This window comes from Streptomyces sp. NPDC031426 (genome assembly GCF_055581585.1).
The window spans coordinates 129,083-155,359 of the sequence record NZ_JBVIJE010000005.1; the positions used below are offsets into that span (position 1 = coordinate 129,083).

Consider the following 26,277-nt stretch of genomic DNA (forward strand, 5'->3'; position numbering starts at 1 on the left):
TATCCGTACCTGTCGATGAACGTCAGGCGCAACAGAGGCGTCATCCGCGGAAATGGCGCTGGAGCCCCTGCCACACGTCGTCGTAGCGCTGCTGGAGGTGGTCGGCGCCGGCCGCGTGCGGGGTGAGGGTCACCGGCCAGCGGGTCTCGAACATGAAGGCCAGACCGTCGTCGATCTTCTGCGGCTTCAGCTCGGCCGCGCTGGCCCTGTCGAAGGTCTCCCGGTCCGGGCCGTGCGCCGACATCATGTTGTGCAGCGAGCCGCCGCCGGGCACGAAGCCCTCCGCCTTGGCGTCGTACGCGCCCTCGATCAGGCCCATGTACTCGCTCATCACGTTCCGGTGGAAGTACGGCGGCCGGAAGGTGTCCTCGCCCACCAGCCAGCGCGGGGCGAAGACGACGAAATCGACGCCGGCCAGGCCCGGGGTGTCCGACGGGGACGTCAGGACCGTGAAGATGGAGGGGTCCGGGTGGTCGTAGGAGATGGTGCCGATCACATTGAAACGGCGCAGGTCATAGACGTACGGCACATGGTTGCCGTGCCAGGCGACCACATCGAGCGGCGAGTGGTCGTAGGTGGCCGTCCACAGGTTGCCGCAGAACTTGTTCACCACCTCCACCGGGCCGGCCACGTCCTCGTACGCCGCCACCGGTGCCCGGAAGTCCCGGGCGTGGGCGAGGCCATTGGCGCCGATCGGGCCGAGGTCGGGCAGCTGGAACGGTGCGCCGTAGTTCTCGCACACATAACCCCGCGCGGAATCATCCAGCAGCTCCACACGGAAGCGCACCCCACGGGGAATCAGCGCCACATGTGCGGGTTCCACAGCGAGCCGGCCGAACTCGGTGTGCAGGAGCAGTCCGCCGTGCTCCGGCACGATCAGCAGCTCGCCGTCGGCGTCGGAGAAGACGCGCTCCATCGAGGTGTCGGCGTGGTACAGGTGCACGGCCATGCCGGTGCGCTGGGTGGCGTCGCCGTTGCCGCCGAGCGTCCACAGTCCGGCGAGGAAGTCGGTGCCGGCCGGCGGCTCGGGCAGCGGGTTCCAGCGCAGCCGGTTGGGGTCGGGCACGGTCTCGGTGAAGGGGGCCGTGCGGATCGTGCCGTTGCCGGTGCGGGTGAACGCCGGGTGCGCGGCCGAGGGGCGGATGCGGTAGAGCCAGGAGCGGCGGTTGTGCGCCCGCGGCTCGGTGAACGCCGTACCGCTCAGCTGCTCCGCGTACAGCCCGAGCGGGGCCCGCTGCGGTGAGTTGCGGCCCTCGGGCAGTGCGCCCGGCACCGCCTCCGAGGCGTGTTCGTTGCCGAATCCGGTCAGATACGACAGTCCCGCAGCGGCCTTGCGCGCTTCCCCACGCTCGAACACGCTCGCGCGGGAGGCACCCCCATCGCTCATGATCGCTCCCTTGCGCTCCTGATCGCGCTGTTGATCGCGCTCCTTATTCCTATGTATCACCGTAGGAATACGCGAGGGCGGGCGCAAGAGGGCCGCCGTACTCCGCCGGCGAGCGGGCGCACGCGGAAAGACCCCTGTTCCGGCCGGACCGTCCCTGACGTGAGAGGGGGCGGGAGCGGTGTGAGACTGGGCGCGGAAGGGGTGATCCCGTGTCGGACCCACCGCACGCGCCCGTCGGCTCGACGCCGCCGCCGACGAGAGTCGGCTGGAGGAGCTGATCGTCGAGGCGCAGACGGCCCTGCCGGTCGAACTGCCCGCCCTGGCGCACCGGTGCGCTTCGGCTCTCGGCCTGGACAGCGCGCTGATCTACCTCGTCGACCTGCAACAACGGCAGTTCATCCCGCTGGACGAGGCCCTGGAGCCGCTGTCGGTGGCCGACTCGTCGGCCGGCTGGGCGTACCGCACCCTCTCCCCGCGGGTGGCCGACACCGACGACGGCGTGATCATCTGGATGCCTCTGGTCGACGGCGCGGAGCGGCTGGGCGTGCTGGCGGTGCGGACCGCCTCGCCGGACGAGGCACGCATGCGCCGCAGCAGGATGCTCGCCCATCTGTTGGCCATGCTGATCACCTCCAAGCGCGCCTACAGCGACTGGCTCGCCGCCCGCATCCGCACCGCGACCATGGGATTGCCCGCCGAGATGCTGCGGGCCTTCCTGCCACCCCGCACCATCGGCAGCAGGAGGTGTGTCTCGACGGCGGTCCTGGAACCGGCCTACGACATCGCCGGCGACGCCTTCGACCACTCGGTGGTCAAGAACGTGCTGCACACCATGATCCTCGACGCCATGGGGCACGACCTGGCCTCCGGCCTGACCACGTCGGTCGCCATGGCGGCGGCGCGGAACACCCGCCGCGGCGGTGGCGACCTGGCCGACGTCGTCGGTTCCATGGACCGGGCGCTCGCCCAGTGGCGACCATTTCTGCACCGGGGTGCTGTGCCGGCTCGATGCGATCGCCGGGGTGCTGCGCTGGGTCAACTGCGGTCACCCCCCGCCGCTGCTGATCCGTTCCGAGCGGGTGGTCCACGGCGCGCTCGACAGCCCCCCGCAGGCCCCGATCGGCCTGGCCGGCGAGCTCCCTCCGGCGGCCCGGCAGGTCCGCGAGACGACACTGGAACCGGGCGACCACGTCCTGCTCTACACCGACGGGGTCGTGGAGGCACGCGAGGCGAACGGAGTGGAGTTCGGCCTCGACCGGTTCACCGACTTCATCATCCGCTCCTCCGCCGCCGGGCAACGCCCGGCAGAGGTGCTGCGGTTGCTCATCCACGCCCTCCTCGACCATCAGCGCAACCGACTGCGGGACGACGCGAGCATCCTGCTCTTCGAATGGCACCCGCAGTGACTCCGCCCCGACGCCGACCGCGAGTGCGTCCGGACCCGGCCGCGCCTACTCCCCCAGGGGGACCTCGCGGAGCGGGCAGAACCAGACTTGAGGCGGATTCGGGAGACCGGAGGCCTGTTCTACTCTCCGGGGCATGCCGAGGACGTCGTGGACCCGCAGGACGCTCGCCGCGCTCGCGGCGGCCGTCCTGCTGCCGCTCGGCACGGCGGCCTGCACGACCGGGCACCCCCACGGCGGCACGGTCTCGCCCTCGCCGGTCGGCAAGGTCCTGGACGACACCGACTCCACCGGCCGGCATCTGCGCGAGGTCGCCAAGAAGAACGCGCCGCAGGTCGGTGTCGAGGTCACCCCGGACTCCGTCGGCGGCTGGGACGTCCGGCTGACGTTCCACCACTTCCGCTGCTCCGCACCCGGCGCCGGCACCACGGCGGTCCCCGGGCGCGGGCTCGTGTACCTCTTCGTCGACGGCCACCGGATCACCCGGCTGGGCTCCCACGAGTACCACCTGCCCGACGGTCTCGTCCCGCACGGCACCCACCACGTCACCGCCCGGCTGTACGCCGACGACGGCACCGTGTGGGCCGTGCACGGCAAGCCGGTCCAGAGCACCGCCGACATCACGGTGTCGGAGGCGGAGACGGCGCCGGCCCGGCCCTCGACCGGCACGGCGACCCCGGCCGCCGGGAACTGAGTGCACCGGCCACTCTTCTCCGTACTGGAGGGCGAGGTTCACCCGGCCCCGGCGGAGAGGCATCATGAAGTCCGTGCCCCACGCGACATCGCTCCGCCGCGCGCCGGTCCAGCGGCGCAGTGCCGAACGGCTGACCAGGATCCTCGACGCCTGCGCCGAACTCCTCGACGAGGTCGGCTACGACGCCCTGAGCACCCGCGCGGTCGCCCTGCGCGCCGGTGTGCCCATCGGCTCGGTCTACCGGTTCTTCGGCAACAAGCGGCAGATGGCCGACGCCCTCGCCCAGCGCAACCTGGAGCGGTACACCGAGCGGGTCACCGAGCGGCTGAGGAAGGCGGGCGGTGGGGGTGCCTCCCGCGCGAGCGCAGCCGGGCATCGGGGAGACTGGCGGGTCGCGATGGACGCGGTCCTCGACGAGTACCTGGCCATGAAGCGCACCGCGCCCGGCTTCTCCCTGGTCGACTTCGGCAACCAGATACCCGTTGGCGCCCGGCACTCCGAGCCCAACACCCGCGTCGCCGACCGCCTCACCGACCTGCTCTCCGGCTACCTGGGCCGCACCCCCGACGACGACCTGCGCCGGGTCTTCCTGGTCGCCGTGGAGAGCGCGGACGCCCTCGTCCAGCTGGCCTTCCGGACCGACCCGGACGGCGACGAGGCGATCATCACGGAGACCCGGGAGCTGCTGCGGGCGTATCTGGCGCGCGTACTCGACTGACGTTCCCCGCCATCGTTCACGGGAAGAGACCTCCCCTCCATGCGTACCGGTCGGTATGCTCGCTCCGAGCCGTGCCGCGCTCACCAGGCACCGCCGCCGACCCCCGGGAGGACCCGTGCCCCGCACCGCCCTGCGAATCTGCCCCCTGTGCGAGGCCACCTGCGGGCTGACCCTCACCATCGAGGGCACCCGTGTCACCGGCGCCCGCGGTGACCGCGAGGACGTCTTCAGCAACGGGTTCATCTGCCCCAAGGGCGCCTCCTTCGGGGCCGTCGACTCCGACCCCGACCGGCTGCGCACCCCGCTCGTGCGCAAGGACGGCGAACTGCGCGAGGCCACCTGGGAGGAGGCTTTCGACGCGGTCGCCGCCGGGCTCCGGCCGGTCGTGGAGGGCCGCGGCCCGGACTCCGTCGGCGTGGTCCTGGGCAACCCCAACGTGCACACCGTGGCCGGCGCCCTCTACCCGCAGGTCCTTCTCGCCGGCCTGCGCACCCGCAGCCTGTTCACCGCCTCCACGGTCGACCAGATGCCCAAGCACGTCTCCAGCGGGCTGCTCTTCGGCGACGCGAACGCCATCCCCGTACCGGATCTGGACCACACCGACCATCTGCTGCTCATCGGCGCCAACCCACTGGAGTCCAATGGCAGTCTGTGCACCGCCCCCGACTTCCCCGGCAAGCTCAAGGCGCTCAGGGCTCGCGGCGGACACCTCACCGTGGTGGACCCGCGCCGCACCCGCACCGCGAAGCTCGCCGACCGGCACCTGGCGGTCCGCCCCGGCACCGACGCCCTGCTGCTCGCGGCGATGGCGCAGACCCTCTTCGCGGAGGACCTGGTCGACCTCGCCGACCTCGCTCCGCACGTCCAGGGCCTCGACGAACTCCGGGAAGCAGTAAAGGACTTCACCCCCGAAGCCGCGGCGGAGGCCTGTGACGTCGACGCGCGGACCATCCGCACCCTCGCCCGCGAACTCGCCGCCGCCCCCACCGCCGCCGTCTACGCCCGCATCGGCAGCTGCACCGTCCCGCACGGCACCCTGGCCAGCTGGCTGGTGGACGTCCTCAACATCCTCACCGGCAACCTGGACCGGCCCGGCGGCGCCCTCTTCCCGCAGGCCGCCACGGACAGGACGCCCCGCCCGGCGGGCCCCGGCCGCGGCTTCGTGCTCGGCCGCTGGCACTCCCGGGTGCGCAAACTCGCCGAGGCCAAGGGCGAGTTGCCGCTCTCCGCGCTCGCCGAGGAGATCGACACCGGCACCGACGAGGGCGAACCGATCCGCGCCCTGATCGTCGTGGCCGCCAACCCGGTGCTGTCCGCGCCCGACGGCGACCGCCTCGACAAGGCCCTGGACTCCCTGGACTTCATGGTCAGCGTCGACCCGTACCTGAACGAGACCTCCCGCCACGCCGATGTCGTGCTGCCCCCGCCCCCGCCCTCCCAGAGCCCGCACCACGACTTCGCCTTCAACACCCTCGCCGTGCGCAACCAGGTCCGCTACAGCCGCCCCGCCGTCCCGCTGGAGCCCGGCCGTATGGCCGAGAGCGAGATCCTCGCCCGGCTGATCCTCGCGGCCACCGGCATGCACGGCGCCGACCCGGCCGCCGTCGACGCCATGGTCGTCGACCAGACCCTCGGCAAGGCCGTACAGGAGAAGCACTCGCCGGTGTACGGCCGCGACCCCAAGGAACTCGCCGCCCAACTCACCGGCGAGACCGGCCCCGAGCGCCGGCTGGACCTGATGCTCCGCCTCGGCCCGTACGGCGACGGCTTCGGCGTACGGCCCGACGGGCTGACCCTGGACAGGCTGCTCGCCCACCCGCACGGCATCGACCTCGGCCCACTGCGCCCGCGCCTGCCGCAGCCGCTGAAGACCCGCAGCGGCAAGGTGGAGTTGCTGCCCGAGCCGATCGCCGCCGACCTGCCGCGGCTGCGTCAGGCCCTGCGCGAGCGCCCCGAGGGCCTCGTCCTCGTCGGCCGCCGCCACCTTCGCTCCAACAACAGCTGGATGCACAACGTGCCCGCCCTCACCGGCGGCTCCAACCGCTGCACCCTGCACATTCACCCCGAGGACGCGGCCCGCCTCGGCGTCCGGGACGGGGCGGACGTACGCGTGAAGGGCGCCGGGGGAGAGGTGGTGGCGCCGGCCGAGGTCACCGACGCCGTACGGCCCGGGGTGGTGAGCCTGCCGCACGGCTGGGGCCACGACCGCCCCGGCACCCGCCTCGGCCACGCCACCACCACCCCCGGAGTCAACGTCAACCAGCTCCTCGACGGCAGCCTGCTCGACCCGCTCTCCGGCAACGCGGTCCTCAACGGCGTCCCCGTCCAGCTCACCGCAAGCCTGTGACCTGGACTTTCGCGCTTATTGCTCACGCGTCAACATCTTGTTGAGGCCGGCCGACGGGATCTGACGTCATCGCACCGCCGACCCCCAGGTGGGATGTTCAAGGGCGAACGTTAGGTATCCACTCATATGCTCACCATCCTCGGCTTCGCCATGATCGCGACCTTCCTGGTCCTGATCATGCCGAAGAAGATGTCGCCGATCGCGGCGCTCGTGCTCATACCCGCGCTCTTCTGCGTGTTCGTGGGCAAGGGTGCCAAGCTGGGCACTACGTCATCGACGGCGTCACCGGCCTCGCCCCCACCGCGGCGATGCTCATGTTCGCGATCGTCTGGTGGTGCTCGGGGCAGGAATCCTCTTCGGCATCATCTGACTCTCCGGAAAGGGACTTTCCATGGCGCCCGGTGGGAACCGCGGCTGGCTGCTCCGCCTCGTCCTCGCCTTCGGCTTCGCGCAGGGGGCGGTGTCGATGGCCCGGCCCGCCGTCTCCTACCGGGCCCTCGCGCTGGGCGCCGACGAGCGGGCGGTCGGCGTCATCGCGGGCGTCTACGCCCTGTTGCCCCTCTTCGCCGCCGTACCGCTCGGCCGGCGCACCGACCACGGCCGCTGCGCACCCCTGCTGCCGGCGGGCGTGGTCCTGATCTCCGGCGGCTGCGCGCTGAGCGGACTGGCCGGCTCCCTCTGGGCGATGGCCCTGTGGAGCGGGGTGATGGGCCTCGGCCACCTCTGCTTCGTCATCGGCGCCCAGACGCTCGTCGCCCGCCAGTCCGCGCCGCACGAACGGGACCGCAACTTCGGGCACTTCACCATCGGCGCCTCCCTCGGCCAGCTCATCGGCCCCGTCGCCGCCGGCGCCCTGATCGGCGGCCCCGCCATGGCGCACAGCAGCGCGGTCGCCCTGGTCGTGGCGGGCGCGGGCGCGGCCGTCGCCTTCACCTCGCTGTGGCGCATCGAGGACCGTACGCCCGTCAAGTCCGGTGCGCGGCAGGGCGACCGCGTGCCGGTGGGCCGCATCCTGCGCGCCCGTGGAGTACCCGCGGGCATGCTGATCAGCCTCTCCGTCCTGTCCGCGACGGACATCCTCACCGCGTATCTCCCGGTGGTCGGCGAACACCGGGCCATCGCCCCTTCGGTGGTCGGCGTCCTGCTCAGCCTGCGGGCGGGCGCCACGATCGCCTGCCGCCTGGTGCTCACCCCGCTGCTCCTGCTGCTGGGCCGCCCCGCGCTGCTCACCCTGACCTGCTTCCTGGCGGCGGTGCTGTGCGCGGGAGCCGCGGTGCCGGTGCCGGTGTGGGTGCTCGGTCTGATGCTCACGCTCTTGGGCTTCTGTCTGGGGGTGGGCCAGCCGCTGTCGATGACGACGGTGGTGCAGGCGGCGCCGGCGGAGGCCCGCTCCACGGCGCTCGCACTGCGCCTGACCGGCAACCGGCTCGGCCAGGTGGCCGCGCCGGCCGCGGCGGGCCTGGTCGCGGGCCTGGCGGGGGTCGCGGCGCCGTTCGTCCTGCTGGGGGCGTTGCTGCTGCTGTCCGCAGGGGTGGCGCTGCGGTCGCCGGAGAAGCCGGAGAAGCCGGAGAAGCCGGAGAAGCCGGAGAAGCCGGAGAAGCCGGAGGAGACGGAGGGCGAGGGGCGGACCGCGCGTCGCAGGCCACCGCGCTCGGCATTGCGCCGCCCGAGCGATCTCTGACGACGCGCCGGGTGTCGGTTCGTCAGATATGTGCCACATAAAGCACAGTCCAGATGAAAGAGGGATTGTATGAAAATCGTCTGACGCGGAGGAATGTGCATGCCCACCCTGACCTCACCACGTGCCTTCGGTTCCCGTGCGGGCGCCACTGTTGTCCTCACCGCCCTCGCCGCGGCGGTTGTGTCGTGGGTGGTGGCACCGACCGCGGCGGCCCAGGCCGGCGAGAACGGCGACATCAGGATCCATCCCGTGGGCCCGGCGGGCCCCGACAACACGACGGACGCCCCGCTGGTGTGCAAGTTCTATTTGGACGCCATCAACTTCGATGCTCTGCCCACCATCCCCTACACCATCACGGCGCAGCCCCCGTTGCCCACGGCGGCCACGACCACCGGCACCATCCAACTCGGCGGCGGCGCCGGTCACACGGACACGATCGGGCTCGCCGACGGGCAGTACACGCTCACCTGGGTCGTGTCCGGCGCCACCAAGCAGAAGATCTTCCGGGTCAGCTGCCATGGCAGGAGACACGAGGAGAAACACGAACCGGGCGGTCAGATCTCCGACGACCACCGGGACGACGCAACATGGGGGCGTGGTGACCACTACGACCCGAGGGGCGGCGTGCACGCGGGCGGCGGCGGCCTGATCGACACCGCCGCGGCATACTCACCGGTGGCCGCCGCGGGCGTCGTGGGCCTGACCGCGGTCGGCGGTGCCGTGTACGTCCGGCGGAACCGCCGGCGGCCCCATGGCGCCGCGTAGGCGCAGACGCAGGCCGTGGTACCGGACCCGCGCCTACCGCCTCACCAGGACGGCCCTGCTGGTGACCGTCCTGGTGACGACCGGGAGCCGGTGCGGGGGACACGGCGGGGCCGGCCAGGCCGGCGACCCGGACGGGGTGGCGGCCGCCGGGCCGGGCGTCTCAAGCGCCGACGGGCGCCCCACGCCCCCGCCCCGTCCGCTGCCCCGGTCCCGGCCGACGTCCTTCCGCATCCCCTCGCTGGGGATCGACGCCCCGGTCGCGGCCGTCCGGCTGGACGGGGAGCGGCAGTTGGCGACGCCGCCGGTCGACCGGCCCAAGCTGGTCGGCTGGTACGAGGGCGGCCCCACACCGGGCGAGTCCGGCACCGCGATCGCCGTCGGCCACCGCGACACCAGGACCGGGCCCGCCGTCTTCGCCGCCCTCGCCTTCGTCAAACCCGGCCAACCCATCGAGGTCAGGCGCGCCGACGGCCGTACCGCCGTCTACAGCGTCGACCAGGTGAAGGTCTTCGACAAGGCGGGGTTTCCGGACCAGGAGGTCTACGGCCGGACCCGGCGCCCCGAACTGCGCGTGCTCACCTGCGGCGGCCTCTACACCCGGCGGACGGGCTACACCAGCAACGTGGTGGTCTTCGCCCACCTGACCGCGACCAAGTGACACGCAGGGCCGCGCGATGTCTTCCCCCGGCCGGGCACATTCCGTTAACTTCCGTGACCCACAGGCCCCGTTCGACCCGCGCGGGGTCTTCGGACCACGGAGCAGCGGCGCTCCGGACAGCCCCCGGGGGCGGCAGGCATGACACGCGCCATCGAACTGCACGACGTGAGCAAGTCCTACGCACGCGGCCCGCGCGTGGTCGACGGGCTCTCGCTGGACATCGCCCCCGGCGAGTTCCTGGTCCTGCTCGGCCCGTCCGGCTGCGGCAAGTCCACCGTGCTGCGGATGATCGCCGGACTGGAGGACATCGACGAGGGCGAGCTGCTGCTCGACGGCGAGTACGCCAACCACTGGCAGCCCTCCGAGCGGGGCATGGCCATGGTCTTCCAGAACTTCGCCCTGTATCCGAACATGACCAGCCGTGACAACATCGGTTTCCCGCTGCGCATCGAGGACCCCGGCGCGGATCCCGCTCCCCGCGTCTCGGCCACCGCCCGCATGCTGGGCATCGAGGAACTGCTCGACCGCTTCCCGAGCCAGCTCTCCGGCGGCGAGCGGCAGCGGGTCGCCATGGGCCGGGCCATCTCGCGCCACCCTTCCGCCTTCCTGATGGACGAGCCGCTGTCCAACCTCGACGCCAAGCTGCGCAACCACCTGCGCGCCGAGATATCCCAGCTCACCCGAGAGCTGGGCGTCACCACGGTGTACGTCACCCACGACCAGGCCGAGGCGATGTCCCTCGGCGACCGGGTCGCCGTACTGCGCGGCGGCGTGCTCCAGCAGGTCGGCACCCCGCGCCAGGTCTACGCCCTGCCCCGCAACGTCTTCACCGCCGCCTTCATCGGCACCCCGCGCATCAACCTGCTGCGCGGCCTGGTCCGCGCCCCGCTGGACGGCGCCATGACCATCAGCCTGGGCAAACAGGCTCTGCGGCTGCCCGAACCGCTCTGCCTGGACCACCAGTTGCTGCGCGTGCAGCAGGGCCGGGAGGTGATCGTGGGACTGCGGTCGGAGGCGGTGCGCATCGCCAAGCACAGCTCCGCCCGGCCCGGGGAGGTGGCGATCACCGGGCTCGTGGAGCACGTGGAGTTCCAGGGGCACGAGATCCTGGTCCACTTCGACACCGGCTCCCGGCCCGCCGTCGTACCCGAACTGGAGGCCCCGCGCCCCGCCGCCCGGCCGACGCGACGGCGGCGCAGGGAAGGCCCCTCCGCACTGGACCAGCTGCGGGAACGGGCCGGAGCGCGGCGCGCCGGGCCGGTGGTCGTGCTCGAACCCGGGGGAGAGGGCGGGCCCGAGCCCGCGCCCCCGGAGGGCCGGCTCCCCGGCGACCTGGTGGTGCGCACCACCCCGGACCTCCGGCTGCACCACGGCATGCAGGTCCCGCTCCTCGTCGACCTCGCGCATCTCTTCGTCTTCGACCAGCAGGGCGACCGCATCTGCCCGGCCCCCGACCGGCTGCCCGACCTGGACGAGTGAGCTGCCCCACCTGCACGCGTGGGCACCGGCCGCCCCGGCGATGATGTCCGGGTACGTCCGGCAACCGCTGGCGCCAAAAAACTAACGTCGCTAGTTTGTGTGCCGGACGACGCAGACCCGCCGGGAGGAAGCAGTATGAAGGCACACGACGGCCTGTACATCGACGGCGCCTGGCGCCCCGCCGAGAGCACGGATGTGATCGAGGTCGTGAACCCGGCCGACGAGCAGGTCATCGCCAGGGTCCCGGCGGGCGGCGCCCTGGACGTCGACACCGCCGTACGCGCGGCCCGCGCCGCCCTGCCCGCCTGGGCCGCCACGCCGCCGGCCGAACGCGCCGCGCGCCTCGCCGCCCTCCGTGACGTCCTCGTGGCCCGCAAGGACGAGATCGCCGAGACCGTCACCGCCGAACTGGGCGCCCCGCTGCAGTTCTCCCAGGCCGTGCACGCGGCCGTGCCGATCGCCGTCGCCGGCTCCTACGCCGAGCTGGCCGCGACCCACTCCTTCGAGGAGAAGGTCGGCAACTCCACGGTCCTGCACGAGCCGGTCGGCGTGGTCGCCGCGATCACCCCCTGGAACTACCCGCTGCACCAGATCGTCGCCAAGGCCGCCCCGGCGCTTGCCGCGGGCTGCACGGTGGTCCTCAAGCCCGCCGAGGACACCCCGCTCACCGCCCAGCTGTTCGCCGAGGCGGTGCACGAGGCGGGCGTGCCGGCCGGTGTGTTCAACCTGGTCACCGGCCTCGGCCCGGTCGCCGGCCAGGCGCTCGCCGAGCACCCGGGCGTGGATCTGGTCTCCTTCACCGGCTCCACGGCGGTCGGCAGGCAGATCGGCGCGGTGGCGGGCGCGGCCGTCAAGCAGGTGGCCCTCGAACTCGGCGGCAAGTCCGCCAACGTCATCCTGCCGAGCGCCGACCTCGCCAAGGCGGTGAACGTCGGCGTCGCCAACGTGATGTCCAACTCCGGGCAGACCTGCAGCGCCTGGACCCGCATGCTGGTCCACCGCGACCAGTACGACGAGGCCGTCGAACTGGCCGCCGCGGCCGCCGCCAAGTACGGCGACCGCATCGGCCCGGTCGTCAACGCCAAGCAGCGGGCGAGGGTGCGCGGCTACATCGAGAAGGGCATCGCCGAGGGCGCCCGCCTGGTCGCCGGCAGCCCCGAATCCCCGCAGGAGAAGGGCTACTTCATCAGCCCCACGGTCTTCGCGGACGTGACCCCGGAGATGACCATCGCCCAGGAGGAGATCTTCGGCCCGGTCCTGTCGATTCTGCGGTACGACGACGAGGAGGACGCCCTGCGCATCGCCAACGGCACGGTCTACGGCCTCGCCGGCGCCGTCTGGGCGGGCGACGAGGCCGAGGCGGTGGCCTTCGCCCGGCGCATGGACACCGGCCAGGTGGACATCAACGGCGGCCGGTTCAACCCCCTGGCCCCCTTCGGCGGCTACAAGCAGTCCGGAGTCGGCCGCGAACTCGGCGCGTACGGACTCACCGAGTACCTCCAGACCAAGTCCCTCCAGTTCTAAGGAAGTACCCGAGCCATGGCCGTACGAGCCGCCGTCCTGCCCGCCATCGGCGCACCCCTGGAGATCACCGGCATCGAGCTGCCCGACCCGGGCCCCGGACAGGTCAGGGTCCGCCTCGCCGCCGCCGGTGTCTGCCACTCCGACCTGTCCCTGTCCAACGGCACCATGCGCGTCCCGGTCCCGGCCGTCCTCGGCCACGAGGGCGCCGGCACGGTCGTGGCCGTGGGCGAGGACGTCACCCATGTCGTCGAGGGCGACCCCGTCGTCCTCAACTGGGCCCCGTCCTGCGGCAGTTGCCAGGCCTGCGCGCTCGGCGAGGTCTGGCTGTGCGCCAACGCCCTGAACGGCGCCGCCGACGTCTATGCCCGCACCACCGACGGCACCGACCTGCATCCCGGCCTCAATGTGGCCGCGTTCGCCGAGGAGACGGTCGTCGCCGCGTCCTGCGTACTGCCCCTCCCGGCGGGTGTGCCGCTGGTGGACGCGGCCCTCCTCGGCTGCGCCGTCCTCACCGGCTACGGTGCCGTCCACCACTCGGCGAAGGTCCGCCCGGGCGAGACGGTGGCCGTGTTCGGCGCGGGCGGGGTCGGCCTGGCCACCCTCCAGTCGGCGCGCATCGCGGGCGCGTCCAGGATCATCGCCGTGGACGTCTCCCCGGCGAAGGAGGACCTGGCCCGCGCCGCCGGCGCCACCGACTACGTCCTCGCCTCCGAGAACACACCGCGTGAGATCCGCGCCCTCACCGGCAAGCAGGGCGTGGACGTCGCCGTCGAGTGCGTGGGCCGCGCGGTGTCGATCCGCGCGGCCTGGGACTCCACCCGCCGGGGCGGCCGTACGACGGTCGTCGGCATCGGCGGCAAGGACCAGGAGGTCACCTTCAACGCCCTGGAGCTCTTCCACTGGGGCCGCACCCTGTCCGGCTGCGTCTACGGCAACACCGATCCCGCCCGCGACGTGCCGGTGCTCGCCGAGCATGTACGCGAAGGCCGCCTGGACCTCTCGGCGCTGGTGACGGAACGAATCGCCCTGGAGGGCATCCCGGCCGCCTTCGAGAACATGCTCGCGGGCAAGGGCGGCCGGGCGCTGGTGGTGTTCTGAGGTTCAGGTGACCTTCTCGGGTCGCGGCTTCTCACCGGCCGCGACCCGCACCGTCCGGCCACCACGGGCGCGGGACCGCGACACCGCCACACCCGCGAGACACAGCACACCGCCGCCCAGCGTGAGCACGCCCGGCACCTCGCCGAGCACCAGCCACGACATCAGCACCACCAGCGCGGGCACGGCGTACGTCGTCACGCCCATCCGGCTGGCGGTCGTGCGGGCCAGGGCGTAGGCCCAGGTGGTGAAGGCCAGGGCGGTCGGGAACACGCCCAGGTAGACCATGTTCAGGGTCGCCGATGCGGGCGCGTGGGCCATCTCGTGCGCCAGTTGCCCGGCGAACGGGAGACACGCCACCGCCCCGACCAGACACCCGAACGTCGTCACCTGCAGGGCACTCGCCTGCCCCAGGGCCGGCTTCTGCGCGACGACACCGGAGGCGTACGCGACGGCGGCGAGCAGGCACAGCACCACGCCGAGCACGGAGTTGCGGCCGCCGCCCGACATCGACAGCCCCACGGTCACCGCGCCCGCGAACGACACGGCCATCCCGGCCAGCAGCCGGGGCGGCATCGGATCACCGAGCAGCCGGGCGCCGAGCAGGGCGATCAGCAGCGGGCCGACGTTCACGACGAGGGCGGCGGTACCGGCGTCCACCTGCTGCTCGCCCCAGTTCAGGACGACCATGTAGAACCCGAACCACAGCAGCCCGGAGAGCAGGATGCCGCGCCAGGCGGCCCTGGGTGGCAGCCCCTCCCGGCGTATCGCCCAGATGACCCCCAGCGCGAGGGCCCCCGAGGCCAGCCGCCCCAGGGCCAGCGCGCCGGGGGAGTACTCCTGCCCCGCGCTCCGGATCGCCACGAAGGCCGACGCCCAGAGCACGACGGTCACGCAGGCGGCGCCGGCGGGGAGAAGACGTTGACGTGGGACGGTGCTCATCATGCTCCCGAGGTTAGGTTCCGGTCGTTGCCAGGGCCGGCGGAAATCGGACGGGGAAGCGCCCCGAGGGGCGCGGGGCTGTATTTGATATGCGGCTACCGCCGCGTGGGTGCGACCAGCCCACCACGGACCGCACCCGGCGGACGACCGAACTCTCCACCCCAGCAGCCGCCATCAGCACAGCTCTTCCCGCGAGATGCCCAGCAAGGACGCCAACTCCCGCTCCCCCGACGCAGTCACCTTCACCGCCCGCTCCGACCCGATCCGCACGCACCACCCCGCATCCAGCGCATGCCGGCACAGCGCGGCCCCCGCCGCCCCCGCGAGATGAGGCCGCCGCTCGGTCCAGTCCAGGCACGCGCGGGCCAGCGGACGCCGCCCCGAAACCTCAAGGGCGATCCCCGCCGCACGGAACCAGTCCACGCCTGCGTCCGTCAGCGCGAACCCGGTGTCCTGCCGCAGCAACCCCCGCACGGTCAGCGCGTCCGTGACCGCGATCCCGAGCCGCCCCGCGAGATGGTCGTAACAGGTACGCCCCCGAGCCATGGCCGACCCGGCACTCGACTCGCGCAGGGTGCGAGGAGACCGCCGTACAGCCGCCGGAGGCAGGTGCGCGGCGAGATCCTCGACCAACGCCGCCACCCGCGTGTCGGCCAGCCGGACATACCGGTGCCGCCCCTGCCGTTCCTCCGCGAGCAGGTCCCCGGCCACCAGCTTGCCCAGGTGCTCGCTGAGCGTCGACGCGGCGACCCCCGCGCGCCGGGCCAGTTCACCGGCGGTCCAGGCCCGCCCGTCGAGCAGCGCCAGCAGACAGGCCGCCCGGGTCTCGTCGGCGATCAGAGAGGCGAGCGCGGCCAGGCCCGCCGCCTGTGGGTCCTTGGCGGTCATACCGCCCAGCATGCGGTACGGACACTTCGGCGCCCACCGAATTATCGCTGCGTGCCCTGCTGCACCTGCTGCCGTACCTGCTCGTACTGCTGCGCCAGCCCGTCCAGCAGCGCCGTCAGGCCGGTCTCGAAGGCCCGTTCGTCGATCTTCTCCTGCTGCTCGGCGAGCAGATGGGCCTGGCCGAGGTGGGGATAGTCGGCGGGGTCGTACGCGCTCGCGTCGTCCACGAAGCCCCCGGCGAACGAACCGAGCGCGGAGCCCATGATGAAGTACCGCATCAGCGCGCCGATGGAGGTCGCCTGGGCCGGCGGCCAGCCGGCGTCGACCATCGCGCCGTACACGGCGTCGGCCAGTCGCAGTGCGGCCGGGCGGCGCCCCGGACCCCTGGCCAGCACCGGGACGATGTTCGGGTGGTCGCGCAGGGCGGCCCGGTAGGAGACGGCCCAGTCGTGCAGCGCGGTGCGCCAGTCCCGGCCGTCCTCGAACATCGACAGGTCCACCAGCGCGCTCACCGAGTCGGCGACTGCCTCCAGGATCTCGTCCTTGGTGCGGAAGTGGTTGTAGAGCGAGGGCCCGCTCACGCCCAGCTCGGCGGCGAGCCGACGGGTGGAGACGGTCGCCAGGCCCTCCCGGTCCACGAGTTCCCGGGCCGTCTCGACGATCCGGTCGGTGCTGAGGAGGGGCTTGCGCGGTCGGGCCATGGCGCACATAGTAGGGCTGCGACCGGAAACTAGCAGTGCTAATTTAAATGTACGGCTTTCAAGATCCGTCGATGGATCCTTTCTGTGTGGGGTGATCACGTGGTGAACCTGGAGCTGAGCGAGGAGCAGGCCGCCGTACGGCAGCTCGCCCGGGACTTCGTGGAGCGCGAGATCGCCCCGCACGTCGTGGCATGGGACCGGAGTGAGGCGGTCGACCGGGACATGGTGAAGAAGCTGGGCGAGGTCGGCTTCCTCGGGCTGACCGTCGACGAGGAGTACGGCGGCTCGGGCGGCGACCATCTCGCCTACTGCCTGGTCACCGAGGAACTGGGGCGCGGCGACTCCTCCGTGCGCGGGATCGTGTCCGTGTCCCTCGGACTCGTCGCCAAGACGATCGCCGCCTGGGGCGACGAGGAGCAGAAGCGGCGCTGGCTGCCGGGGCTGACCGCGGGCGAGTACGTCGGCTGCTTCGGCCTCACCGAGCCCGGCACCGGTTCCGACGCGGGCAACCTCACCACCCGCGCCGTACGCGACGGCGACGACTACGTCATCAACGGCGCCAAGATGTTCATCACCAACGGCACCTGGGCCGATGTGGTGCTGCTCTTCGCCCGCTCCACCGACGCCCCCGGCCACAAGGGCGTCTCCGCCTTCCTGGTGCCCACCGACACCCCCGGCCTGACCCGCCGCACCATCCACGGCAAGCTCGGCCTGCGCGGACAGGCCACCGCCGAGCTGGTCCTTCAGGACGTGCGGGTGCCGGCGACGGCGATGCTCGGCCAGGAGGGCAAGGGCTTCTCCGTGGCCATGTCCGCACTGGCCAAGGGGCGGATGTCGGTGGCCGCGGGCTGCGTCGGCATCGCCCAGGCCGCACTGGACGCGGCCGTGCGGTACGCCGGTGAGCGCGAGCAGTTCGGCAGGCCGATCGCCCACCACCAGCTGGTGCAGGAGCTGATCAGTGACATCGCCGTCGACGTGGACGCCGCCCGGCTGCTCACCTGGCGGGTCGCCGATCTGATCGACCGCGGTCAGCCGTTCGCCGTCGAGTCCTCCAAGGCCAAGCTGTTCGCCTCCGAGGCCGCCGTCCGCGCCGCCAACAACGCCCTGCAGGTCTTCGGCGGTTACGGCTACATCGACGAGTACCCGGCCGGCAAACTCCTGCGCGACGCCCGTGTGATGACCCTCTACGAGGGCACCAGCCAGATCCAGAAGCTGCTCATCGGCCGTGCCCTGACCGGGGTTTCGGCGTTCTGAGCGCCGCTGTCTGAGTACGCGTCTGAGTACTTCGGCGGATGTGGCGCGGACCACGTCCGCCGATGCTTCTCCCATGAGTGACACACCGGTCAAGCAGCAGAGCACGGCCGCCTTCTACGGTCAGGCCGTTGCCTCGTTCTCCATCGCCATGGCGGCCACGGCCGTCGGCATCTACCAGCTGGACACCAGTGCCTGGGTCCGGGCCTTCCTCGCGATCGCGGTGCTGTACCTCGTCACCTCCGCCTTCACCCTCGCCAAGGTGATCCGGGACCGCCAGGAGGCCGGGCAGATCGTCAGCCGGGTCGACCAGGCGCGGCTGGAGAAGCTCCTCGCCGAGCACGACCCTTTCGAGAAGATCTGAGCAGGCGCGCTAAGCGCTCGCTCACCGTCGGCGGTATGGTGGTGTTCCTGTCACCGAGAGGGGCGAGCGAGCGATGAGTACGGCGGAGGAGACGACCGGCGGCGAAGTGGAGCCGTGGGAAGAGGTCACCCCGGACGCGGCCCGGCGGCTGCTCGTCGCCGCCGTGGAGGCCTTCGCCGAGCGCGGGTACCACGCGACGACCACCCGGGACATCGCGGGCCGGGCCGGCATGAGCCCGGCCGCGCTCTACATCCACTACAAGACCAAGGAAGAGCTGCTCCACCGGATCAGCCGCATCGGTCACGACAAGGCCCTCGACATCCTGCGCACGGCCGCGCGGCGGGAGGGCACCGCGACCGAGCGGCTGGCCGACGCGGTCGGCTCCTTCGTCCGCTGGCACGCGGGGCGGCGCACCACCGCCCGGGTCGTGCAGTACGAACTCGACGCCCTCGGCCCCGAGGCCCGCGCCGAGATCGTCGCGCTGCGCCACCAGGTCGACGCCGCGGTGCGCGGGATCATCGAGGACGGCGTGACCTCGGGCGAGTTCGACGTGCTCGACGTCAAGGGGACCACGCTCGCCGTGCTGTCGCTGTGCATCGACGTGGCCCGCTGGTTCAACGTGGACGGCCCGTTCACCCCCGACGAGGTCGGCGCGCTCTACGCCGACCTCGTGCTCCGGATGGTGGGCGCCAAGTAGGGCGCCCGCCGGGTCACAGGTAGTACCGGGCCACCGACTCCGCGACGCACACCGGCTTGTCGCCGCCCTCGCGCTCCACGGTGAAGGCGACCGTCACCTGGACGCCGCCGGCGACGTCCTCGACGCCGCTGATCGTCGCGGTGGCGCGCAGCCGGGAGCCGACGGGGACGGGGGAGGGGAAGCGGACCTTGTTGGTGCCGTAGTTCACGCCCATCCTCACGCCCTCGACCCGGATCAGCTGCGGGCCGAAGAGCGGGAGCAGCGAGAGGGTGAGATAGCCGTGCGCGATGGTCGTCCCGAAGGGGCCCGCGGCGGCCTTCTCCGGGTCCACGTGGATCCACTGGTGGTCGCCGGTGGCCTCGGCGAACAGGTCGATGCGCTTCTGGTCGACCTCCAGCCAGTCGGTGTACCCCAGCTGCTCGCCCACGGCCGCCTTCAGCTCGTCGGGGGAGGTGAAGGTCCTCGGTTCTGCCATGTTCCCGGCCTCTCGCTCGCGTCTCGGTCGCGTCTCTCTCGCGCCTCTAAGCAACTGCTTAGCATGGTCGGGTGGGAGGCGCCTGTCAACGGATCGCGACCGGCGCCGGGTGACAGGGCCTAGGCTCTGAGGGGTGCCCCAGATCCCCGAGAAGATCCACGAGCTGACCGTCGGCCAGTTGTCCGCGCGCAGCGGCGCCGCCGTCTCCGCGCTGCACTTCTACGAGTCCAAGGGCCTGATCAGCAGCCGCCGCACGCCCGGCAACCAGCGCCGGTACAGCCGCGACACCCTGCGCCGGGTCGCCTTCGTACGGGCGGCGCAGCGGGTCGGCATCCCGCTGTCCACGATCCGGGACGCCCTGGCCGAGCTTCCCGAGGAACGGACACCGACCCGGGAGGACTGGGCGCGGCTGTCGGAGAAGTGGCGGTCGGAGCTCGAAGAACGCATCAGGCAGCTCAACCGTCTGCGCGACCACCTGACCGACTGCATCGGGTGCGGGTGTCTTTCCCTGGAGAACTGTGTCCTGTCCAACCCGGACGACGTGTTCGGCGACCGGCTCACGGGGTCGCGGCTGTTCGCGGAGGGGCGGTGAGATCCGGCGCCCGGCCACCGCGCCGGGCGACCGGTCACTCGTACTCGGTGCCGCCCTTGCGCGTCAGGTACGCCGGGCTCACCGCCTTGGCGATCGCCCGCCCCCCGGTCACCGTGCTGTACCGCTCCACGGCCGGCCGTATCACCACGCCCTCCCGCAGATGCAGCCCCCGCCCGGACACCGTCTCCCGTCCGCTCGCGAACTCCAGCACCCGCTCGATGTCGTACGGCCCCGCGTACAGCCGGGGCACCACCGGCAGTTCCCCCTCCAGCACCTCCGCCGCGTCCAGCCAGCGCACGGTGCCGTCCACGTCCGCCGAGACGTCGAACGCCGCGTACCCCAGCGTGTCCCGGCGTCCGTCCGCGCCGTACGACAGATCCTGCACCCCCGCGCCGTACACCTCCCCGAAGATGCCGACCCGGCGCGCCCCGAGCCGCTCGGCCAGCCGGGCCGCCGCCTCGGCGACCCCGTGACCCCGGACCGCCCGCCAGTACAGGTTCCGCGGATCCTCCTTCAGGGCCAGCGACCTGGCGCCGAAGCCCTTGGAGGAGACGTACACCCGATCCTCGCCGGCGACGTACGTCAGCAGGCAGGCCGAGCCGTGGAGCTTCTCCGTCAGGACGACGGGCTCGCCCGGGGTGAAGATGCCCGGGTAACGCTGGATGTTCTCGATGTCGACCCACGGCAGCAGGCCGGGAGCGGACTCCACCTCGCCGCTCATGGTCGGCGGGATCGGTGGCACCCACTTGGCGATGCCCAGCCGCTCGGCGAAGTCCGTCCCCTCGGCCGCCGCCCGCGCCAGGTCCACGTCCGCCAGCGCCTTCGGCCGGCACACGATGCCCTGCGACAGCTCGCCGCGCAGCCGCACCGCCTTGACCCTGTTCGCCTCGCCGCCCGCGAGCCGTCCGGTCAGCCCCAGCTCCTCGATCAGCTCGGCCGGGAGCACGGACTGCTCGGGGATGTAGACGGCGGCCTCACCGGTGCGGTACGCGCCCTTGGCGACGACGGCCCGGTACAGACCCACCTGGGCCAACTCCAGCGCGTCGGCGTTCGGATGCTCGTGGACGGTCAGCACTTCGGCGGTGACCCGCAGCGTGGACATGGGACTCCCCGTGTTGTTCATGGGTTCGGCTTCATCGGCTCCACTGTCCGGACGGGAATCGGGTGGAGCGAGCCGATTTACGGCTGATAGCGTCGGCCCCTTCGGCCGGCCCCGGTGCCGCGCACGGAGTACCGGACGGGGCCCGACTCCCTTGCCCACGCCCGCCCTCGCCGCCGCGCTCGCGGACATCGACACCGTCTTCAACGGCTTCTCCAGCCCCACGGAGACCGGCTGCGAGCGCTGTTACGCACCGGAGGAGACGGCGTATCTGCGCACGCCCTGCACCGGGCTCCCGTCGGAGCTGCTGAGCCGCTTCGTCCACGAGGTGCCCGGCCACTTCGAGGACCACACCGCCGTCATGCGGCGCCTGCTGCCCCAGTGCGCGCACGCGATGGCGGACGGCACTTTGGACGACGTCGGCTGGGCTCCGCACGGGCTCAGCCGGGTGGACTGGCGATCCTGGCCGGCCGAGCAGGCCTCGGCCGTCGAGGCGTTCGTGCTCGCCTGGTGGGAGGACGTGCTCGCGGCGTCCGAGCCGCCGTACAGCCCCGAGCACGTCTTCGAGACCTGCGCCTCGATCCTGCGCACGATCACCCCGCTGCTCGACCGGTGGCCGGCCGGTCCCGTCGCCGACGCCCACCTCGTCGGTTGCGCCCGCTCCTGGCTGTACGACCTGGTCAGCGACGACTGGCCGTTCACCCGGTGGGAGCCGGAGGACGAGGCCGCCGCTGTCGCCGAACTGCGGTCCTGGCTCGCCCGGCACGCACCCGAGCGGTTGCGGGCCCCGGGGGAGCCGGATCTGGCGACCCGGCCCGGTTCGTCGGCCTGCCCTACGACGAGCGCTGGAACGACCCGTACTGGACCAGACCCTCCGCGACCAGCTGAGCATTCCCTGTCGCCGGTGTGCCGTCCGGCAGGAACAGCGTGTCCTCCAGCCCGATGCGGGTGGCCAGGCCCAGGCGTCCGGCCAGCCGCAGCACCGGCCAGGTGCCGCCCTCCTCGCCGTGCAGCAGCACCGGGCGGCCGTGGGCGGAGTCCAACTCGGCCAGCAGGGCCCGCGCCGAGGCCTCCGCGGTCGCCGGGTCCTGGTCGGTCACCTCCGCGAGCACGCGCAGCACGCGCGGGCCGAGGGGTGAGGCCGCGAACCGGGTCGCGCCGTCGGTGCCGGACCAGATGCCGGCCTCTACGCCCACGCCCATGGCGATGAGCTGTTCGGCGACCGCTTCGGCGCCCGGCTCATGCCAGTTGACCGAGGCGAAGTCGGGCAGCACGGACCAGCTGCGCACCCGTGCGAGCCTTTCTGCCGGATCGGGCTCCGCCCAGGCACCGGTGGTCACCCCGACCGGCACCGGCACCCGCGCCCGTATCGCCTCCAGGGTGGGGGCGAGGACGCGCGGCGAGAGGCTGTCGTGTCCGCACGGCGTCTTCGGGTGAACGTGGACCGAGGTGGCCCCGATCGCCACGGCCTGCGCCGCGGAACGGGCCATCTCCTCGGGCGACATCGGCAGCCCCGTGCCGTCGGCGGCCGAACGGCTTCCATTGAGACACACCTGCACCATGCCGTCGATGGTGCCGGCCGGCACCGACAACGGCTCCGGTCACCGCACAGCAGGGGGCGCGGCATCCCCCAACGCACCCCCCGGACATGCCCCCCGTTGGTACCTCGCTGCTCAGGCCGACATCAGCAGCCGCCCCCGCCTCGCGAACTCCAGCGCCTGCGGCGTCAGTACCGGACGCGGCACCAGGATGCCGCAGTCCGTGCAGACCGGGCCGGACGACGGCTCGTGGTCCAGGCCGTAGCGCCAGACCAGGCGATGCCCGCCGCACACCGGGCAGCCCGAGCCCGGTTCCCGCTCCAGGGCGGCGATCAGCCGGCGCAGCACCTCGGCCAGCGGCTCGGCGGGGTGGATCCGCGGGTCGTCGCACCAGGCGACCCCGAACCCTCCCCAGGTCAGCCGGTGCCAGTCGTCCACGCTGCCCGGCCGGCGCAGCCCGTCGTGCTTCTCCTTCCTGCGCCGCTCGGTGAAGTCGGTCTCATAGGCGAGCCAGACGGACCGCGCCTCCTCCAGCTCCTCCAGTGCGGCCACGAGCCGCGCCGGATCGGGGGAGCGGTCCTCGGGGCCGAAGCCCGCCCGGGAGCACAGATGGTCCCAGGTCGCCCGATGCCCGTAAGGGGCGAACTTCTCAAGGCACTTGCGCAGTGAGTAGCGCCGCAGTGCCAGATCGCAGTCCGGATCGCGTACCTGTCTCGCCAGACTCCGGAAACCGGCCATCGCCCTGCACCTCCGTCACACCTGCACCTGTACTTCGGTCACTTCGGCGTCGTCGCACGGACGTCGCCGAATAGACGTATCGACAGGCGATTCGGCTCCGTCTCTTCTCGTGGTCTCCTCATGCGTGCTCCTTGCGAACTCCGGAAACTGACGCATGTTCATCTTTAAAGCTGGGGATACCGGCGGTAACCTTCGGCCACCCCTGTCGCTAGGAGCTGCCATGCCACGGCGAACCCCACGTATCCCCCTTGACAGACTGAGAACGTCCCGCCGCTTCTCCGGGTTCCTGAAGACGGCGTCGATATGCGTTCTCGTCGCCGGACTTCTCTCGCCCCTCACCCAGACGGCGACCGCCGCGACCGCCACCGCCTCGAACGACTACTGCGGCGGCCAGTGCTCGGACATCCTGCCGCCCGGCGAGAACGGCAACGCCACGCTCGCCCAGATCCTGCTCAACCAGGCCTTCGGTACCCAGCCCTCGCACGCCGAGGACCAGCTCGGCCCGTACGCGAACCTGGCGACCGGCTACTCGGGCCTGACCGACTCCACGATCGACAACTTCTTCAACGACGCCTCCTTCGGCGTACCTTCCGACCAGGTCGCCTCCACCGAGAAGCCGGGCGGACGCGGCGACGTGACGATCGTCCGGGACAAGAAGACCGGTGTGCCGCACATCACAGGCGTGACCCGCTACGGCACCGAGTACGGCGCCGGCTACGCGGCGGCCGAGGACCGGCTGTGGCTGATGGACGTCTTCCGGCACGTCGGCCGCGGCCGGCTGACCTCCTTCGCCGGCGGCGCGGCCGCCAACCAGGGCCTGGAACAGCAGTTCTACCGCAGCGCGCCCTACACCGAGGCCGACCTCCAGGCGCAGATCGACAACGCCGTCGCGAAGAACGGCGCCCGCGGCCGGCAGGCCCTCGCCGACGTCAACGCCTATCTCGACGGCGTCAACGCCTACATCGACGCCTCCGACAGCGGCCGTTACTTCCCCGGCGAGTACGACCTGACCGGCCACAAGGACCCGATCACCAACGCCGGCACCATCGATCACTTCAAGGTCACCGACCTCGTGGCACTGGCCTCCGTGATCGGCTCGCTGTTCGGCTCCGGCGGCGGCGGCGAGGTCACCAACGCACTCTCGCTGCTCGCCGCCCAGCAGAAGTACGGTGTCGAGGAGGGCACCAAGGTCTGGGAGTCCTTCCGCGAGCGCAACGACCCCGAGGCCGCCCTGACCGTCCATGACGGCACGAGCTTCCCGTACGGCGGCAAGCCCGCCGACGCCAAGGGCCAGGCCCTCCCGGACGCCGGCTCGGTCACCCAGGAGCCGCTGGTCTACGACCGTACGGGCAGCGCGGCCACCGCGGCGGCCAAGAGCACCTCGGCCACGGCCGCCAGGACCACGCTCGGTTCCGCCAGGCGCGGGATGTCCAACGCGCTCGTGGTCAGCGGCAAGTACACCGCCAGCGGCCATCCGATCGCCGTCTTCGGACCGCAGACCGGCTACTTCGCCCCGCAGCTGCTCATGCTCCAGGAGATCCAGGGCCCGGGCATCAGTGCCCGCGGGGCCTCCTTCGCGGGTCTGAGCATGTACGTCGAACTCGGCCGCGGGCAGGACTACTCCTGGAGCGCCACCACCTCCGGCCAGGACATCATCGACACCTACGCCGTCGAGCTGTGCCAGGACGACCACCACTACCTGTACCACGGCACCTGTACGGCCATGGACGAGGTCGAGCAGAAGAACTCCTGGTCGCCGACCACGGCCGACAGCACACCGGCGGGGTCGTACACCATGCGGGTGTGGCGGACGAAGTACGGCCCGGTGGAGTACCGCGCGACGGTCGGCGGCAAGAAGGTCGCCTACACCACGCTGCGCTCCTCGTATCTGCACGAGGCCGACTCGATCATCGGCTTCCAGATGCTGAACGACCCCGACTACGTCAAGGGCCCGAAGGACTTCCAGAGCGCGGCGCAGCACATCAACTACACCTTCAACTGGTTCTACGCCGACTCCCAGCACACCGCGTACTACAACAGCGGCGACAACCCGGTCCGGGCGGCCGGCGTCGACGCCGAGTTCCCGGTCTGGGCGCAGCCGGCGTACGAGTGGCAGAACTGGGACCCGGCCACCAACACCGCCGACTACGCCCCGGCCTCGGCCCACCCCAACTCCGTCGACCAGGACTACTACGTCTCCTGGAACAACAAGCAGGCCAAGGACTACACGACCGCGTCCTGGGGCGACGGCTCCGTGCACCGCGGCAACCTGCTCCAGGACCGGGTGAAGAAGCTGGTCGCGGCCGGCGGGGTGACCCGCACCAAGCTGGTGCAGGCCATGGCGGACGCGGCCCTCGCCGACCTGCGCGCCGAGGACGTGCTGCCGAAGCTGCTCAAGGTGATCGACTCCTCGACGGTGACCGACTCCACGGCCGCCGCGGCGGTGAGCAAGCTGCAGGCGTGGGTGGACAAGGGCGCCAGGCGCACGGAGACCTCCGCCGGTTCGAAGGCGTACGCCGACGCCGACGCGATCCGCATCCTGGACGCCTGGTGGCCGCTGCTGGTCAAGGCGGAGTTCGAACCGGGCCTCGGCAGTGACCTGTACACGGCCTTCACCAACGACCTGCCGATCGACGAGGCACCGTCCGCCGGCCACGGCCCGACCGGTTCGCACGCCGGAAGCTCCTTCCAGTACGGCTGGTGGAGCTATGTCGACAAGGACATCCGGGCGGTGCTGGGGGAGAACGTGCAGGGCGGGCTCGCCGAGAAGTACTGCGGCGGTGGCAGCCTCAGCGCCTGCCGGGACGCCCTGATCGGCACCCTCGACCAGGCGGCCCAGATGACCGCCGCCCAGGTCTACCCGGGCGACGACCAGTGCTCGGCCGGCGACCAGTGGTGCGCCGACTCGATCGTCCAGCGCACCCTGGGCGGCATCAAGCACGGCAAGATCAGCTGGCAGAACCGGCCGACGTTCCAGCAGGTGGTGGAGTACACGTCGCACCGGTGACCAAGTGGTGGCAAACCGGCGCTGGCAAACAGCTGTTGGCCGACGCCGGTTTGCCGACGCCGGTGGGCCGATGCCGGTTTGCCAACGCCGGTTTGCCGAGGCCGGTTTGCCGACGCCGGTGGGCCGCTGCCGGTTTGCCGACGCCGGTGGGTCGACGCCGGTTTGCCAACGCCGGTCTGCCAACGCCGTTGGGCCGACGCCGGTTTGCCAACGCCGGTTTGCCAACACCGCTGG

23 protein-coding genes and 2 pseudogenes are annotated in these 26,277 nt (G+C 71.9%); 16 read left to right on the forward strand and 9 right to left on the reverse strand.

What is annotated here, in order from left to right; all coding sequences use genetic code 11:
• Nucleotides 1-40: 40 nt before the first annotated feature.
• Nucleotides 41-1,387: a homogentisate 1,2-dioxygenase gene (hmgA, locus tag ACZ5NH_RS11280; protein WP_468774423.1), complete on the reverse strand. Its 1,347-nt coding sequence runs from the start codon at nucleotides 1,385-1,387 to the stop codon at nucleotides 41-43.
• A gap of 209 nt (nucleotides 1,388-1,596) precedes the next feature.
• On the opposite strand from hmgA, the pseudogene ACZ5NH_RS11285 reads away from it, so the two are divergent.
• From ACZ5NH_RS11285 to ACZ5NH_RS11335, 11 genes and pseudogenes are all read left to right on the forward strand, one after another.
• Nucleotides 1,597-2,793: pseudogene (locus tag ACZ5NH_RS11285) on the forward strand (PP2C family protein-serine/threonine phosphatase).
• A gap of 133 nt (nucleotides 2,794-2,926) precedes the next feature.
• Nucleotides 2,927-3,484, forward strand: coding sequence for a hypothetical protein (locus ACZ5NH_RS11290; protein ID WP_388626510.1), 558 nt, complete (start codon nucleotides 2,927-2,929; stop codon nucleotides 3,482-3,484).
• A gap of 64 nt (nucleotides 3,485-3,548) precedes the next feature.
• Nucleotides 3,549-4,202, forward strand: a complete 654-nt coding sequence (locus tag ACZ5NH_RS11295) for a TetR/AcrR family transcriptional regulator (protein WP_388626508.1) — start codon at nucleotides 3,549-3,551, stop codon at nucleotides 4,200-4,202.
• A gap of 115 nt (nucleotides 4,203-4,317) precedes the next feature.
• Entirely contained in the window at nucleotides 4,318-6,549 is a 2,232-nt protein-coding gene (locus tag ACZ5NH_RS11300; RefSeq protein ID WP_468774426.1) for a molybdopterin oxidoreductase family protein, read from the forward strand.
• Between the two features lie 177 nt (nucleotides 6,550-6,726).
• Nucleotides 6,727-6,884, forward strand: a pseudogene (locus ACZ5NH_RS11305) (citrate:proton symporter); the annotation flags it as partial.
• A 56-nt stretch (nucleotides 6,885-6,940) separates the two neighbouring features.
• Nucleotides 6,941-8,230, forward strand: a complete 1,290-nt coding sequence (locus ACZ5NH_RS11310; RefSeq protein ID WP_468774428.1) for an MFS transporter — start codon at nucleotides 6,941-6,943, stop codon at nucleotides 8,228-8,230.
• A gap of 99 nt (nucleotides 8,231-8,329) precedes the next feature.
• Complete coding sequence (locus ACZ5NH_RS11315; RefSeq protein WP_468774430.1) at nucleotides 8,330-8,995, forward strand: hypothetical protein; 666 nt, start codon at nucleotides 8,330-8,332, stop codon at nucleotides 8,993-8,995.
• Nucleotides 8,982-9,653: a class F sortase gene (locus ACZ5NH_RS11320; protein WP_468774432.1), complete on the forward strand. Its 672-nt coding sequence runs from the start codon at nucleotides 8,982-8,984 to the stop codon at nucleotides 9,651-9,653. The genes ACZ5NH_RS11315 and ACZ5NH_RS11320 overlap by 14 nt, the downstream gene beginning before the upstream one ends.
• Nucleotides 9,654-9,791: 138 nt before the next feature.
• Nucleotides 9,792-11,132, forward strand: coding sequence for an ABC transporter ATP-binding protein (locus tag ACZ5NH_RS11325; protein WP_468774434.1), 1,341 nt, complete (start codon nucleotides 9,792-9,794; stop codon nucleotides 11,130-11,132).
• Nucleotides 11,133-11,267: 135 nt separating this feature from the next.
• A complete protein-coding gene (locus ACZ5NH_RS11330) occupies nucleotides 11,268-12,656 on the forward strand; it encodes an aldehyde dehydrogenase family protein (protein ID WP_468774436.1) in 1,389 nt (462 codons plus the stop codon).
• 15 nt (nucleotides 12,657-12,671) lie between these two features.
• Complete coding sequence (locus ACZ5NH_RS11335; RefSeq protein WP_468774438.1) at nucleotides 12,672-13,754, forward strand: Zn-dependent alcohol dehydrogenase; 1,083 nt, start codon at nucleotides 12,672-12,674, stop codon at nucleotides 13,752-13,754.
• Between the two features lie 3 nt (nucleotides 13,755-13,757).
• On the opposite strand, the gene ACZ5NH_RS11340 is transcribed toward ACZ5NH_RS11335, so the two are convergent.
• The 3 genes from ACZ5NH_RS11340 to ACZ5NH_RS11350 all read right to left on the reverse strand — a co-directional run bounded on the left by ACZ5NH_RS11340 (nucleotide 13,758) and on the right by ACZ5NH_RS11350 (nucleotide 16,282).
• Nucleotides 13,758-14,693 (reverse strand): DMT family transporter, encoded by a 936-nt coding sequence (locus ACZ5NH_RS11340; protein WP_388626622.1) that lies wholly within the window; start codon nucleotides 14,691-14,693, stop codon nucleotides 13,758-13,760.
• Between the two features lie 174 nt (nucleotides 14,694-14,867).
• Nucleotides 14,868-15,581 (reverse strand): ArsR/SmtB family transcription factor, encoded by a 714-nt coding sequence (locus ACZ5NH_RS11345; RefSeq protein ID WP_468774440.1) that lies wholly within the window; start codon nucleotides 15,579-15,581, stop codon nucleotides 14,868-14,870.
• A 41-nt stretch (nucleotides 15,582-15,622) separates the two neighbouring features.
• Nucleotides 15,623-16,282 carry a TetR/AcrR family transcriptional regulator gene (locus ACZ5NH_RS11350; protein WP_388626493.1) on the reverse strand — a complete coding sequence of 220 codons (660 nt, stop codon included), beginning with the start codon at nucleotides 16,280-16,282 and terminating at the stop codon, nucleotides 15,623-15,625.
• 102 nt (nucleotides 16,283-16,384) lie between these two features.
• Here ACZ5NH_RS11350 and ACZ5NH_RS11355 point away from each other — a divergent pair, with 102 nt between their 5' ends.
• The 3 genes from ACZ5NH_RS11355 to ACZ5NH_RS11365 all read left to right on the forward strand — a co-directional run bounded on the left by ACZ5NH_RS11355 (nucleotide 16,385) and on the right by ACZ5NH_RS11365 (nucleotide 18,594).
• On the forward strand, nucleotides 16,385-17,536 hold the full coding sequence (locus tag ACZ5NH_RS11355) for an acyl-CoA dehydrogenase family protein (RefSeq protein WP_388626621.1): 1,152 nt from the start codon (nucleotides 16,385-16,387) through the stop codon (nucleotides 17,534-17,536).
• Between the two features lie 73 nt (nucleotides 17,537-17,609).
• Nucleotides 17,610-17,897, forward strand: coding sequence for a YiaA/YiaB family inner membrane protein (locus tag ACZ5NH_RS11360; protein WP_388626491.1), 288 nt, complete (start codon nucleotides 17,610-17,612; stop codon nucleotides 17,895-17,897).
• A gap of 73 nt (nucleotides 17,898-17,970) precedes the next feature.
• Entirely contained in the window at nucleotides 17,971-18,594 is a 624-nt protein-coding gene (locus ACZ5NH_RS11365) for a TetR/AcrR family transcriptional regulator (RefSeq protein ID WP_468774443.1), read from the forward strand.
• Nucleotides 18,595-18,607: 13 nt separating this feature from the next.
• Here the strand turns inward: ACZ5NH_RS11365 and ACZ5NH_RS11370 are convergent, their stop codons facing one another.
• Complete coding sequence (locus ACZ5NH_RS11370; RefSeq protein WP_388626488.1) at nucleotides 18,608-19,069, reverse strand: MaoC family dehydratase; 462 nt, start codon at nucleotides 19,067-19,069, stop codon at nucleotides 18,608-18,610.
• 133 nt (nucleotides 19,070-19,202) lie between these two features.
• On the opposite strand from ACZ5NH_RS11370, the gene soxR reads away from it, so the two are divergent.
• Nucleotides 19,203-19,661 (forward strand): redox-sensitive transcriptional activator SoxR, encoded by a 459-nt coding sequence (gene soxR, locus ACZ5NH_RS11375; RefSeq protein ID WP_450982359.1) that lies wholly within the window; start codon nucleotides 19,203-19,205, stop codon nucleotides 19,659-19,661.
• A gap of 34 nt (nucleotides 19,662-19,695) precedes the next feature.
• Here the strand turns inward: soxR and ACZ5NH_RS11380 are convergent, their stop codons facing one another.
• From ACZ5NH_RS11380 to ACZ5NH_RS11395, 4 genes are all read right to left on the reverse strand, one after another.
• The gene (locus tag ACZ5NH_RS11380; protein WP_451552498.1) at nucleotides 19,696-20,763 is read right to left on the reverse strand and encodes an RNA ligase (ATP); all 1,068 of its coding nucleotides are present in this window, start codon (nucleotides 20,761-20,763) and stop codon (nucleotides 19,696-19,698) included.
• Between the two features lie 243 nt (nucleotides 20,764-21,006).
• A complete protein-coding gene (locus ACZ5NH_RS11385) occupies nucleotides 21,007-21,351 on the reverse strand; it encodes a hypothetical protein (protein WP_468774446.1) in 345 nt (114 codons plus the stop codon).
• A gap of 242 nt (nucleotides 21,352-21,593) precedes the next feature.
• Nucleotides 21,594-22,322, reverse strand: coding sequence for a 3-keto-5-aminohexanoate cleavage protein (locus tag ACZ5NH_RS11390; protein ID WP_468774448.1), 729 nt, complete (start codon nucleotides 22,320-22,322; stop codon nucleotides 21,594-21,596).
• A gap of 111 nt (nucleotides 22,323-22,433) precedes the next feature.
• A complete protein-coding gene (locus ACZ5NH_RS11395) occupies nucleotides 22,434-23,036 on the reverse strand; it encodes a hypothetical protein (RefSeq protein ID WP_388626479.1) in 603 nt (200 codons plus the stop codon).
• A 220-nt stretch (nucleotides 23,037-23,256) separates the two neighbouring features.
• Here ACZ5NH_RS11395 and ACZ5NH_RS11400 point away from each other — a divergent pair, with 220 nt between their 5' ends.
• Entirely contained in the window at nucleotides 23,257-26,043 is a 2,787-nt protein-coding gene (locus tag ACZ5NH_RS11400; protein ID WP_468774450.1) for a penicillin acylase family protein, read from the forward strand.
• Nucleotides 26,044-26,277: the final 234 nt, after the last annotated feature.